General features: G+C 34.9%; 13 protein-coding genes and 1 pseudogene. 13 read left to right on the top strand and 1 reads right to left on the bottom strand.

Features of this window, described 5'->3' with window-relative positions:
* The first annotated feature begins 50 nt into the window (after positions 1-50).
* From ACFSO7_RS13885 to ACFSO7_RS13830, 12 genes and pseudogenes are all read left to right on the top strand, one after another.
* Positions 51-515 (top strand): SRPBCC family protein, encoded by a 465-nt coding sequence (locus ACFSO7_RS13885; protein WP_377877922.1) that lies wholly within the window; start codon positions 51-53, stop codon positions 513-515.
* Positions 508-738, top strand: coding sequence for a VOC family protein (locus ACFSO7_RS13880; RefSeq protein ID WP_377877921.1), 231 nt, complete (start codon positions 508-510; stop codon positions 736-738). The genes ACFSO7_RS13885 and ACFSO7_RS13880 overlap by 8 nt, the downstream gene beginning before the upstream one ends.
* 11 nt (positions 739-749) lie before the next feature.
* Positions 750-887: a VOC family protein gene (locus ACFSO7_RS13875; RefSeq protein WP_377878014.1), complete on the top strand. Its 138-nt coding sequence runs from the start codon at positions 750-752 to the stop codon at positions 885-887.
* Between the two features lie 370 nt (positions 888-1,257).
* Positions 1,258-1,734 (top strand): GyrI-like domain-containing protein, encoded by a 477-nt coding sequence (locus ACFSO7_RS13870; RefSeq protein ID WP_377877920.1) that lies wholly within the window; start codon positions 1,258-1,260, stop codon positions 1,732-1,734.
* Between the two features lie 338 nt (positions 1,735-2,072).
* Positions 2,073-3,200: pseudogene (locus ACFSO7_RS13865) on the top strand (cache domain-containing protein); the annotation flags it as partial.
* Positions 3,195-4,142: a methyl-accepting chemotaxis protein gene (locus tag ACFSO7_RS13860; RefSeq protein ID WP_377878013.1), complete on the top strand. Its 948-nt coding sequence runs from the start codon at positions 3,195-3,197 to the stop codon at positions 4,140-4,142. The pseudogene ACFSO7_RS13865 and the gene ACFSO7_RS13860, both read left to right, overlap by 6 nt.
* A 470-nt stretch (positions 4,143-4,612) precedes the next feature.
* Positions 4,613-5,602 (top strand): tRNA dihydrouridine synthase, encoded by a 990-nt coding sequence (locus ACFSO7_RS13855; RefSeq protein WP_377877919.1) that lies wholly within the window; start codon positions 4,613-4,615, stop codon positions 5,600-5,602.
* A gap of 416 nt (positions 5,603-6,018) precedes the next feature.
* On the top strand, positions 6,019-7,068 hold the full coding sequence (locus tag ACFSO7_RS13850; RefSeq protein ID WP_377877918.1) for a DUF3231 family protein: 1,050 nt from the start codon (positions 6,019-6,021) through the stop codon (positions 7,066-7,068).
* A 220-nt stretch (positions 7,069-7,288) separates the two neighbouring features.
* Positions 7,289-8,047: a thermonuclease family protein gene (locus ACFSO7_RS13845; protein ID WP_377877917.1), complete on the top strand. Its 759-nt coding sequence runs from the start codon at positions 7,289-7,291 to the stop codon at positions 8,045-8,047.
* 217 nt (positions 8,048-8,264) lie between these two features.
* Complete coding sequence (locus ACFSO7_RS13840; RefSeq protein ID WP_377877916.1) at positions 8,265-8,834, top strand: sigma-70 family RNA polymerase sigma factor; 570 nt, start codon at positions 8,265-8,267, stop codon at positions 8,832-8,834.
* On the top strand, positions 8,821-9,933 hold the full coding sequence (locus ACFSO7_RS13835; RefSeq protein ID WP_377877915.1) for a hypothetical protein: 1,113 nt from the start codon (positions 8,821-8,823) through the stop codon (positions 9,931-9,933). The genes ACFSO7_RS13840 and ACFSO7_RS13835 overlap by 14 nt, the downstream gene beginning before the upstream one ends.
* 510 nt (positions 9,934-10,443) lie before the next feature.
* Complete coding sequence (locus ACFSO7_RS13830; RefSeq protein WP_377877914.1) at positions 10,444-11,451, top strand: DUF3231 family protein; 1,008 nt, start codon at positions 10,444-10,446, stop codon at positions 11,449-11,451.
* Between the two features lie 295 nt (positions 11,452-11,746).
* On the opposite strand, the gene ACFSO7_RS13825 is transcribed toward ACFSO7_RS13830, so the two are convergent.
* Entirely contained in the window at positions 11,747-13,012 is a 1,266-nt protein-coding gene (locus ACFSO7_RS13825; RefSeq protein ID WP_377877913.1) for an alpha/beta hydrolase family protein, read from the bottom strand.
* Positions 13,013-13,389: 377 nt separating this feature from the next.
* Between ACFSO7_RS13825 and ACFSO7_RS13820 the strand changes: the two genes are divergently transcribed.
* Positions 13,390-13,671 (top strand): metal-sensing transcriptional repressor, encoded by a 282-nt coding sequence (locus ACFSO7_RS13820; protein ID WP_377877912.1) that lies wholly within the window; start codon positions 13,390-13,392, stop codon positions 13,669-13,671.
* Positions 13,672-13,755: the final 84 nt, after the last annotated feature.

The following is a 13,755-nucleotide window of genomic DNA, read 5'->3' as shown; positions in this document are numbered from 1 at the left end:
TGCTCAATATGTTAGTTAGTACTAACAAACTTGATTTGAGAGGTGCAGGGATGAATAAAAATGAAAATGCTCGTATGGTTGGACAAACCGCATCTGTTGGTTTTCAAGTAGGAGTTCGGAGGACGATGCCGATTTCGCCAACACAGGCATGGATGTTTCTTACTTCCCCTGAAGGTTTGAAATTATGGCTTGGAACTGTTTCGTTCCGTACATTCAAAGACGGGGACAACTTTCAATCCAATGAGGGAATTACAGGGCAATTCAGGGTAGTTAAACCGTTGAAACAAATTCGCTTAAAGTGGCAAAAGAAAGGATGGGACAAACCATCTACTCTGCAAATCCGGTTAATATCCGATAAATCTGACAGAACAACCATCAGTTTTCATCAAGAAAACTTGGATCAGCCGGATAAACGGGAACAAATGAAGCTATATTGGGAAGACGTATTGACCGTAATGAGGGAAAAAACAAGTTATTCCGCTAATCATATTAAGGAGGCGAATACATATGAATAAATTCAGCCATATTGATCTTCGAGTGACCAATCTGGAAAATGTACTGCCTTTTTACGAAAAAATTCTTCCAGAATTGGGATTTACTCGTACCTTTCACAGTGCAAATTGGAAGGTGTTTGCCACTGAAGAAGAACTTCCTATAGCCCCATATTTTGCTATTACCGAGGATGCAGGCCATAATCCGAATGAGAATTTAATTGGTTTTGGGCGAATGATCGGGTAGAAGTAGATCGTATTGCTAAACTAGTAAAAGAAAATGGCGGGAATATAAACAGTGGCCCTCAGCTATTCCCAATTAGCCCAACCTATTACGCCGTATATTTCGAAGATCCTTGCGGAAATAAATATGAAATGGTTCATCGCTTAAATTAGTTCTTATCCAATCTGTTATGGATAATGAAATCGGTTTACGCTGTAGATCGCTTGTATAGCATGCAAGAGATCATCGGTTCGCCCCCGCTAGTCCCATCAATACCTTTAATTCAGATTGCAGAGATGCCGTTTTATGTTTTGATTTTTAAAAGTACTTTAGTCACGTTGAGTGCGTGGCGAAACTAATTTTATAATAACTTGAAAGAGTCTGTTTCTTGTTGGAAATGGGCTCTTTTTTTGTATCAACCTTGTGAAAAGTGAGATCCAAAGAATCGTACATAATGATCAAATTAGTTTAGCGTTAACAGAAGGTATTAACGTTAAATATGTAGAAACTGTTAATTATCAATGATATGGAAGAGGGATTAAAATGTCAGAAATAATAATGCAAAATAAGACTATTAGAGAGCTGGATGAATTAAAGCTAGTAGGTTTTCGAGTCTTGTGTTCGGGTGATCAATATAAAGTTGAAATACCTAAGGCATCCTTACGATTAAGTGAGCGAATTAGTGAAATTAAACATGTTGTTAATCCATTGCAACAATTTGGAGCATTTGTTGTAGAAACGGAAGATGCTAATGAGGATGGATATTGGGTTTGTGTTGAAGTAAAAGAGTATGAAAATATTCCAACTGATATGGTAACCCTTATAATACCACCTCAAAAATATGCTGTTATAAGATATAAAGGTCCTAACTATAAAATAATGGATACATATAATGATTTACATAAATGGATTGAAGAGAACAATCATTTAAGGCTAAAAAATAAATGGCATTTAGAAAAGTTTCATTCTTGGGAGGATACCGAAAAAGTAGATGTAGAGCTGTTAGACACAATCGTTTGAACCAAGAAACAAAAATCAAATTTAATGGGTATCGTTCGATCATTATTCAACATGGAATATATCATTTAAACTACCAGACAATGTTATTGTTGAGAGTTCATATTAATTTTATATGTATCATTTTTTCTATTATTAAATATCTAACTAGATTCATATATTTTTTGACCAATTTAACAAAATAAGCTTTTGCTAAACCCAACCGGATTTCGTATGAAAAATCTTTTTACCAAATCTGGGTCTTTTTCATGCAACTATTACCACGGAAGAGTAAGAATATTGTCATATTTTGCAATTTATTCTATAATTTATGGTAATTATAGTAGATTATAGGGGGTTCTATGTTTAACAAGATAGGTTTTAAGATCATTCTTTCTATATGTCTTACTTCAATTATAACGGCACTGGTTGTTGGAGGTGTTAGTTTATATAAAAGTAAGGAAGTAGTTCGGAAGGAATCTTTGGATAAAATTCAGTATATGGCTATAAGTCATAGCGAACGGTTAAATAAATTATTGAAGGAAACAGAGGGTTCTGTCAAAGGGCTAGAATTGCTTGCTTCAAGTACTTTTGATGTAAACAATATAAATAATCCGGAGTATCTTGATGTATTTTCATCTCAAATTGATTCATCAGTAAAATATATTAGTGAAAATACAAAAGGGATTATGGCTAGCTATGTTTACCTTGATGCAGAACGCTTCAATGGATTATACGGATCTTGGTATTTGGATGACGAAGGTGTAGGCCAATTCGAAAAGCAAGTAGATTTAGGTTCAATAGAAGATTTTCAAGATCCAAATAATTCGGATATGGCATGGTATTTTAAACCTATGCAGGAAAAAAGAGGAATTTGGAGTGAACCATACGTTGATACAGATTTAAATATTAAAATGATTACCTTTTCGATGCCCCTAATGAAAAATGGTGAACCTATCGGGGTAGTTGGGATGGATATTAAGTTCGATCTTTTTGAAAAGGCTGTTAGTAAGATTAAAATCTATGATTCTGGTTATGCATTCTTAGTAGATTCAAAGTATCAATTTTTAGTACATCCCACTTTTACTATGAAGGATAATCTTAAAACTTTAAACAACGGTGAAACAAAAATTATTGCTTCCGCAATGGAAAAGAAACCAAACGACATAGTTCATTATAAATTTAATGGAGATGAAAAAGTATTAGGTTATTCGAAGCTTGAGAATGGCTGGTATTTGAGTGTCGCTCCAGTTCAAAAGGAGATAGAACGAAATATAAATCAAATCACATTATGGATAATCGGGATAATTATTGGCTCGATTCTTCTTATTATTCCAATTGGAAGTTTGATAGCAAGAAAGATTTCTGGACCAATAAAACATCTATCCAATGCAATGTTACAGGTATCTTCAGGAGATTTAACACAATCAATATCAAAAACATCGAATGATGAAATAGGCATTCTTACCGATTCCTTTAATACAATGACTAAAAATTTGAAAGATATGATTCATTATCTTAGAAATTCATCTCAAACGGTATCACAATCTGCAATGGAATTGAACTATGGTACAGAAAGTACTTCCCAAGCGATTGAGCAAATAACAAGAATGATACAAGAAGTGGCAAGTGGATCTAAAACGCAGCTAGTAAGTATTGAAAAAGGTAAAGCGATTCTTCAAAATCTTTCTGATATCGTGGATGCAGTAACAAGTAGTGCTGAACAAGTAACTACTGCATCAAATCGTACTTCTTTGCTTGCTTTTGAGGGAAGCCGAGATGTCCAAAGAGCTGTTGAACAGATTGATTCAATCAATATAAGAAATACACAATTAGCTTCTACCGTAGCATTACTAGGTGAAAGATCCAAAGATATTGAATCGATCATTAAGGTAATTACAGATATTGCGAATGAAACGAATCTGTTAGCTTTGAATGCTTCCATTGAGGCAGCAAGAGCTGGCGAGCATGGAAAGGGATTTGCAGTTGTTGCAGATGAAGTAAAAAAACTATCCCAACAATCTACAGAATCATCCCAAAAAATAGCCGATTACATTCGATTAATTTTAACCGATATCCAAGAGGCGATTGTCTTTATGGATTTAAGTACGAAAGAAGTAACGCAAGGTAAAGAAACAGTTCATACAGTTGGAGAAAGATTTGAGCATATTAAAAACTCCGTGGATCAAGTAACCAAACAGATTCGTGAAGTTTATGCGGTCACTGAGGAAATTTCTAATAGTACGAACCTTACAGATGCTATTAAACAAATCGAAGAAGTAGCATTATTAAATTCCAATGATACTCAAACAGCATTTTCTTCAACAGAAGAACAAGTAGCCTTAATGGAAGAAATAGCGGCTTCTTCTGAATCACTCTCTACGATGGCGAAAGAGTTAGAGGAATATTCTAGTCGATTTAAAACAAATTAGAGGGTTTTGTCTAGTCCTAGGAGGACTGGAGTTCAGTCAATCTAACTAAAGGAATTTGTAGAAAAGATTTTTTTCGCTTATTTCACAAACTAGATTGATTTGAACTTTTGAAAAATCAAATAGACGAAAAGTATACGCACTTACTTCAGATACTTGGAAATGCCAGGAAGATTTGTTGATGTAGGTGAGCTATTAGATGTATATCAAAAAAGGGAAGAACAAAATCGATCAGAGTTGAATAGTGTGGCGAATTTTGACAATGTAGTACTATATGACTTAGATTGAAAAGAAGCTTAATCCATGCATCATGATTGAGCTTCTTTTCATTTACATTCAGAAATGATAAATGTCCAAATATACTTGTGTTTGATAATACGTTATTAAGCATGATATAAGTGTAAAGAAGTGTAACATTTGTTTTGACCGAGAGTTTGAAGTTGTATCATATAGTGAGAGGATTTGGATTTGAAATGATAGATAATTTTTGGCGTGATTTACCACGACCATTTTTTGTACTTGCACCAATGGAAGATGTGACAGATGTTGTTTTTCGTCACGTAGTAAGTAAAGCTGGTCGACCGGATGTATTTTTCACAGAGTTTACAAACTCGGATAGCTTTTGTCATCCAGAGGGCATGAAAAGTGTGCGCGGTCGTTTGCTTTTTACAGAAGATGAACAGCCAATGGTGGCACATATTTGGGGGGATAATCCCGAATATTTCCGTCAAATGAGTATTGGCATGGCAGAGCTAGGATTTAGAGGCATCGATATTAATATGGGCTGCCCTGTACCGAATGTGGCATCAAGAGGCAAAGGGAGTGGCCTTATTCTGCGTCCAGACGTTGCGGCAGAACTTATTCAGGCAGCAAAAGCCGGTGGATTGCCTGTCAGCGTGAAAACACGACTTGGCTATAAGGAAGTAAATGAATGGGAGGAGTGGCTAACGCATATTTTAAAACAGGATATTGCGAACCTTTCTATTCATTTACGTACAAGAAAGGAAATGAGCCAAGTAGATGCGCATTGGGAGCTAATTCCGGAAATCAAAGAATTACGTGACCGCATCGCACCCAATACGTTACTAACAATCAATGGAGACATTCCTGACCGTCAAACTGGGCTGAAGCTTGCAAAGCAATATGGTATTGATGGCGTTATGATTGGACGAGGTATTTTTAAAAATCCTTTTGCTTTTGAAAAAGAACCAAAAGAGCATAGCAGTAAAGAATACCTTGATCTGTTAAGATTGCAGCTCGATCTTCAAGATCACTATGCGGAGGCACTGCCACGTTCCATCACAGGGCTTCATCGCTTTTTCAAAATTTATGTCAAAGGATTCCGTGGAGCAGGTGAATTAAGAAATCAATTGATGAACACGAAATCAACAGATGAAGTGCGTGCATTGCTTGATAACTTTGAAAAGAATGTTGATGGGTCGAAAGACAGTGAAATGATGTAATTCTCAAAAAAGTTAGAGTAAAAATGAATCTCATCAACTCATGTGTACTTATTTTTTTCAGTTTCAAGTTCCTTTACAGCTGACAGTTTTGTTTTAATAAGTCTGTTTTCGTAAAAGAAAAAGGTTTTAAGAATGTAATTCGCCCACCAGCACTCTTGTGTTGCCATACACACTTTGCACATGTGAAGTGTGTATCACGGCTCATTTAAAGAAAGGCTGCTTCACTCTATATTTAGTGTGTTGCTTTTTTCACAATTTTTATTAAATAGTAACAAAGAGATCTTGAATATCAATAGTCACATCGGAACCCATTAAATGGTAGAAACCTCCTTATCAAGTTTTTGATTAGCTTAACTATCGAGTATGTTTTCTTATGACGGGAATACTATCCTAAAGCTTGTAAGAAGGGAGTAACCATGAAAACGATTAAGCCGATTAAATTAGGTTCATACAGAGAAGAGACTAGTGAACAATTAACTTCAGCAGAATTGGGTAAACTATGGGCTACCTACATGGGAAACAGCATGTCAACATGCATATTAAGTTACTATCTACAACATGTTGAAGATAAGGATATAAAAATTTTATTAGAAAATGCATTAAAATTAAGCACGGATTTTTTGAATACAACTAGAGGTATATTTCAAAAGGAAAACTTTCCTATTCCTATAGGTTTTGGAGACGAAGACGTAAACCTTGGAGCTCCTCGTTTATTTCAAGATCAATTTTATGTCCATTATTTGAAATATGTTGCAAAAGCAGGAATGAGTATCTATAACGTTGCAGTACCACTTATGATTAGACAGGATGTTAAAGAATTCTTTCGGTATTGTATGGATGCCACAATGGACTTAATGGAGCAAATCATTGAAATATTAATGTATAAGGGATATATTATAAAACCTCCTTTAATTCCAATACCTGAAAAGGTGGAGTTTGTTCATCAGGACTTTTTAAATGGTTTCTTGGGACATGTGCGCCCTTTACATGCATTGGAAATTGCTCACCTTTACGATAATATTGAAAATAATGTTACAAGCAAGGCGCTCATTATGGCATTTGCACAAGTTGTAAAGGATGAAAAGATTAGAAAATTGTTTGAGTGGGGTAGGGATACGACCTCTAAAAAAGTTGAACTATATATGAAAAAGCTGCATGATGAAAATCTACCTTCTCCTTCTTTTGTGGATGATTTGGTGACGACATCAACTTTTTCACCCTTTTCAGATAAGTTAATGTTATTTCATAAAATGGATATGTTCTCAATGAAAATGAGAGCATTTGGAAATTCAACTGCTGTTAACGGAAGGCATGATATTGGGTTGATGTATTCCAAATCGTTATTAAAAATCTCGCAATTTGTTGAAGAAGCAGCGAAAATTTTTATTGAAAGAGGCTGGATGGAACAACCGCCATATGCAGTTGATAGAAATAATTTAGCTGTAAGAAAGAATGGTTTGAGCTGATTGTGTAAGCAGTACGGATTTTTATATTAGCTTAAATTGGCGGTGGATGCCTTATATGGATTTGGCAAACGAATCTAATTAAACAAACTTGAATAGGTCTGCTTTCTTATCGGAAGCAGGCTCTTTTTTTCTTATCAAATTTTTGGAAGGTAACTGAAATCTACCCTTTTACAATTTGTGGTATAATCAACATGCAAATAGTATAAAGGGGGATTATGTTTTGAAGAAACAGTTTTACATAAGCACCTTGGTTGTAATGCTTCTAGTAGCATTTATACCAATCCAATCAATTGCCCATCCAGGAGCAAAAGATGAACTTGGAGGACATTTTAAGAGAGCAGATTGTACATATCTATTACATGAGCCGACAACTCTTGCAAAGTCTGCTAAAAGTATTCAAGAATTAATCGATCTAATAAAAAAGAACAATAGTAATAATCAGTGTGCTGAAAATCTTAGTCCAAATACTATTGATTTAGAAGGATTTACTTTCCCTAAATCCAATGCTACAACCCCTAAAGTAACAACGGCAAAACCAGCTGCAAAGTCTATTCCTACAACAGGAAAACTGCAATTAGGAAAACAGTACGTTGCTACATTAGATAAATGTACGGATGGCGATACCGCTAATTTTAAAGTAAATGGAAAAATATATAAAACTCGTTTCCTATATATTGATACACCTGAAAGTACTACACAAATTGAACCATTTGGCAAAGAAGCTAGTCAATATACATGTAATTTTCTAAAGAAAGGTAAGAAAATCGTATTAGAAACAGATGGCAAATCACTATATGATAAATATAATCGCCTTCTTGCCTGGGTATTTGTTGATAATAAACTGCACCAAGAAGAAATAACTAAAGCAGGTTTAGTTGAGGGTTTCTATGATTATGGCAATTACAAGTACGAAAAACGTGTTGTCACTGCCATGTCATTAGCAAAAAAGAACAAAAAAGGTATGTATACTAAGAAATAGGCAAGGAACTATTTAGTAATAATTTAACTTTGTCACTCTCAAAAACTTGGGGGTGATTTTTTAGTAAATCCAAGAGGGCGTTTCTTGTGGCACAAAAATGTTTGGCTTTATATAGATTTAAACCATAAATACCGTCCCCGTTGTTAAAAAATTTGAAGCCATTCTACTTGTTAGATCGTCAGAGTTAGTAAAGAGAGGATTTCAAGAGGTGAAAGCGATGCAGAATGATTCGGCAGAAAGACGAATAGCGTTAGCCGCAAGCAATGAAGCCAAGCTTGAAGGACTGATGGATGCATACGGTGACCAGGTTAAATATCTGATCTATTCATATGTTAAGGATTGGGGAATAACGAGTGATCTAGTTCAGGAAGTATTTGTGTCTGTTTATATGAAGCTTGATGGGTTTGAGGGCAGGTCAACTTATAAAACATGGATCTATTCTATTGCCATTAACCGCGCAAAGGATTATTTAAAAAGCTGGCATTTTCGCCATATGGCTGTAGCGGAGAAAGTTGCTTCCTTTATAAAGGATAGCAGCAGGACTCCTGAGGATCTAGCTATTGAAAATGATACGCACAGGGAACTTTTAAAGACTGTCTGGGCTCTTCCAATTAAGTACAGGGAAGTTATTTTGTTGCATTACTATCAAGAACTATCTGTTTCGGAAATAAGCGAAGCACTCGGCTTTCCACTCAAGACAATAAAGACACGATTATTTCGAGCCAAGGAAAAAATCAGGAAAACATATATTCCAGTAGAGAGGGGTCGCCATTATGAATCTATTTAATGAGGAACTTAAAAGTGCATTGCTCGGTAGCCTTCCTGAGGAATCGCGCCTATCTCAACTAGAAAGACAACAGATTAGGGATAAGGTCTACGCTTTAAAAGGGAAAAAAAGGCGTAAATCACTTAATCTTTTTCCGAAACTGATGACAGCTGTTGTTTTTACTACTCTTCTATTTGTAACAACAGGGCTTGTCGGTACCGAGCTTGGGTTTTTTGGAAGCGGAAGCGGATCTCAAGATGTGCCTTTTTACAAAGGTCTTGAAAAAGGTGATAGGGTGGGTAACTGGGAGCTAACATATAAGGGACTAGCAGATGCGGACCATGAAGGTTTAATGGAAGCGCATTTTGAAGGAAGGGCACTTCTATCTGGCAATCTTGTTTATTTGGAAGATGAGGAGCAAAGGATGGTTTTTATTCCTGACCAAAAATCGGCTTCATTACTTCCTGTAAATAATAGCACTTTAGATGAATTGACATTCAAAATGGGAGAACAAATGTTGTTGGCAAATATATATGGACTTAAGCCTGGTTCAAAGTTGGAGAAGGCTGAATTTGAAATAAAAGGCTATACAGCTTATATGAAACAAGAGGAAAATGTAGCGGATGTTATTCACCTAGATATAGAAAGTCTCCCACCGGAACCCGAACATATTTATACAGATTGGTCCATTTTGAAAGGGAAGAATGGAGAACTTGTATTAGAGGATCCTTTACTAAAAGTATATAACCAATATTCCGAGACACGGGATGACAGTTTGCTTGCCACCTTAGAACCATTCTCTATATTCATGCTGTATTTTTATGCTGAAGAAAGAAGTGATTATCGAATTCAGTATGGGCTCTACGATGATAATCCCGAAATCTTCAAGCCGTTTGCGTCTCTTGAAGAATATATAAAGGAATCGGAAAAAGCAATAAACAAAGAAGGCAAGAAACAGCTTCTTCAAAAAATACGCAGCACATCCGTTATGACTGAGGAAATCATCGGTGATAGGGAAGCTGTAATCTGGATTTCAAAAGAAGAAGGTCACCGCCAAGGCTTCCCACTTACTAGGGATGGAAAAGGAATTTGGAAAATAAATTGGATGCCGGTTCATTAGTTGGAGTACAGAACCTTTCAGGGCTGTGAACCTTAATGATTGTAAATGTTTTCAGTTTTTCATACTAGTAGTACCAGTTATAAGTTGTGTTTGCTAATACACATCTTGTTCTGGTACTTTTTCATTTTCGATACCAATTTTTCTACAATAAGAAATTCAGAAGATGTGAATGGCTATCAAGTTTCTCGAAAGTCTAATCTAAGTTTTATGAAATTTTATACATTTATAAGTATTATTGTTAGGAAATGTAGATACTAATGTATGATTTATTGAGCATCGATTCAAAATCATAGTCAAATCGATATGGGCTATTGGAGGAAATATGGCAATTATTATTTTTTAGTATTTTAATTAAAAAAATGAAGGTTATCGGCATAGGTGGAAATATAATCCAAAATAGCTTTAATAATATGAATAGCGAATATCTTTATAAAAGATATAAGTATAAATGAAATGATTCTCAATTAATGGTCATACTATTCTTATGTTAAATTTATTGGAGTTGAAAAAATGGTAGTTCATTCCCCGAAATTAACATCATCTGAAATTTCGATGTTATGGAGTACATATATTGGTGATACAATGGCTTTTTGCGTTCTTAGTCATTTTAAGCAGACTTGTGAAGATAATGATATTATACCTGTCATAGAATTTGCTATAAACTCAGCGAAAGATCATATCGTGCAAATAACTGAAATTTTTACTAAAGAAGGTATTCCGATTCCAAATGGATTTGGTGAGCAAGATGTGAATCTTCAAGCAAAAAAACTCTTTTCTGATATAACGTATATGCGCTACTTGAACCATATGGGTAAAACCGGATTGAATTCATATAGCTTAGCTAAGTCTATATCTGCACGAAAAGATATTCGCAACTTGTTCAAACAGTTTTCTGATCAAACTGAAACATTATTTGATCGAAATGTGGAATTAATGCAAGAAAAAGGTGTTTTTATCCGTTCTCCTTATATTTCATATCCAGATAAATTAGAATATATAACTGATAAGAAATTTCTTGGAGGACTGCTTGGTCACCGCAGACCACTTCTTGGAATAGAAATTGCTCATGTCGGTATAAATATAGAAGTAGCAAATGTGGGGAAAACCCTTCTATTAGGATTTAGTCAAGTAGCTCAGTCAAAAAAATTAAGTGATTACTTTAAAGATGGATACGAAATCGGAAAGAAATTGGCAGAAGATTTAATGATAAAATTGAAAGAAGACGATAATTCTTACCCATCCATTTGGGATTCTACTATTACTAATAGTACAGACGCACCATTTTCAGATAAGTTAATGTTATTTCATGCGAATGCCCAAAGTGGTGTCGTAATTGGTGATTTTGGACTGGCCATTGCGGCATCACTTCGAAAAGATTTATCTCTCACATATGAAGGATATCTTATTAAAATAGGAGCTTATGCTGAGGAAGGGGCAAGAATATTAATTGATCATGGCTGGTTCGAAAAACCACCTCAATCATTAGATAGAGAATCATTACGAAATCAAAACAAATAATAAATATACTATGTTCATCTGTTCGATCTTGAAAAATCATGTTCAGATTTTCGGTAACCAAGCATTAGATAGTTTTTCATCGGAAAGTTGAAGTTGTCTAATTTGACCCTAAAATAAAGGAAGAGGAGAAAATGAATCGTTTTTATCCTCTTCCTTTTGTATGCTTTTGGTTTGTCTTTAAAAGGAGGGCTCTATTTTAATCAGTCCTTTAAATCGGGTTAAGTTCTAAAGTTCTTGATAATTCTTTCAAAAGAGTAAAATAAGTAGTCTATTTTAAATAGACTACCAATCTTTATTATTGAACAATAGTCAGATCTGGTATTTGTAAATTTTCTACATCAAGTATAGTATTTTTCTTTCCGTTAAGTGTTTTTTCGAGGAAAGACAAGATCACCATGTTGGTCAGTTTATTAATGTCCGTTATTTTAGTTTCTGCTAGATGTGGAACTACATAGTCTGGCGTGCTAAGGTACTGCTGCAACAATGGTGAGTCTGAAAAGTTCATATGTGTTGCTCCAGCAATTGTAATATCGTATGCAGGGCCAGAAACCGCTTGCTGGTATCTAGTGCTAAATAATTTAAATAATTCTTCAACCTGCTTACGAAAATTTTCAGGCACTGCTTGCGGTATTTCTCCATTAAGTTGTTTTGCATGATCCTCCGTTTTAATAAATGCAAAAGGTTTTGTCATTTTACCTGTTTTACCTGAAAGACCCACTAAAGAACCATCTATATCTATGGCAGATTTAATTTTTGGTTCTACCTGCAAGGCTCTTGCTGCTGCTGCCCCCCCTAAGGAATGACCAATAGCCGAAATTTTATTTAAATCTAATCTATTTTTAAAATTTGGTGTCTTTTCATGTAAATTTAATTGTCCCAACTTACTAATGACAAATTGAATATCCTTTACCCATAATTGATTCATATCAGCATCATCTTTTTTATGATCAAAAAAATTAGGCTGATAATCGTTTGGAATAAATTTACCGTTAGTAAATTCGGTTCCTAGAGCATAATGAGAGTGTTCAATACTAACGACAATAAATCCATGGCTTGCAAGCTCACGAGTAATCGTTTGATAATTCCATCTGCTTTGCATATTACCGTGTGAGAATAATACGATTGGATATTTGGCTTTTTTGTTTGACAATATTCCGTCTTTATACGACTGAGTGTTTATTTTATTGATATCAGAAAATTTTTTCTCAAATCCTTTGCTGGTTATCATCTGTCCAATTCCCTTTTCGGTAGAAGGAATATATTTCTCTATTACTTTTCCTTTTCCACTATCAATTGGATACCAAAACTGAACCATCAGTTCTCTATTATCATTAGGGTCTGGTGTTAACAGGTCCTTTCTAGATGTATCTACCCAATCAAAGTTTGTCGTTCCTACTTGGTAAGAACCACTAGTTTTAGGTAAAACAGGAACAGGAATAGACTCGGTTACGGAATTGGTGGTTACTGTTTCCCCCTTATTATTAATTTCTGCATTTCCAGTTGTACATACACTTGTAAGTAAAGCGCATGTTGTTATGATACTGAATATGACTTTCTTCATTTGACTTCCTCCTCATTTGTGTGTGGGTATTCGTTTTATGTTCCAGTATGTACAGACTTTATTGTAAATCCTCTTCGTAGGGGAGAAACCGCATACTTACTGAGAATTTACCGCAAAAATTCTGCGGGAGGCCAAATAAAGATAATATAGGGATTCCAGACTTGTTCAACAAATGAAGTTGGAAGTAAAGAGGTTGAAAAAGGTTGCCAATTTAATAAAAATTATAGGCCTCCCAGGTGGTTATTTTTTTGCCGAAAAAATCTATGAGATAAGCAACAAAATGCTGCGGGCTCACCCAAAAAGATTGCGGTTTCTACCTATTAAAGCTCCTATAAAATAAAATTATTAGAAGAAATATCAAGATTATTTCAGAGGGGATGGAGAATCTAATTTACCAATCAGAGTATGGAAAAGAGGAACTCATTCGACTTTTAAACACAATTGAGGCAAAAGTTAAGGAAATTAAGAGACTTATTGAGAAAGCTACTTATTGCGATGATGTGATTAGTCAAATCTCAGATATTCAGTCTGATTTTAATCGTGTAAGAAAGCAATTATTAGCTTGCCATTTTCATAAAAGTGTAGTTGAGCGACTTCAAGAGGGTGACATGAATGTTATTGAAGAGGTACTGATAACCATACAAAAACTTGTGAAGTAAGGGAGAAATTGTGGATGAATTTAGTAATATTTAAAGTGAAAGGGATGCCTACTCAACAATGTGTGAAGAGTATCGAAGGTACTA

The organism is Bacillus sp. CGMCC 1.16607, assembly GCF_042683745.1.
Classification (GTDB): Bacteria; Bacillota; Bacilli; order Bacillales; family Cytobacillaceae; genus Pseudoneobacillus.
Note: the sequence above shows the minus strand (reverse complement) of the source record. Positions and strands in the feature narration are given on the sequence as shown.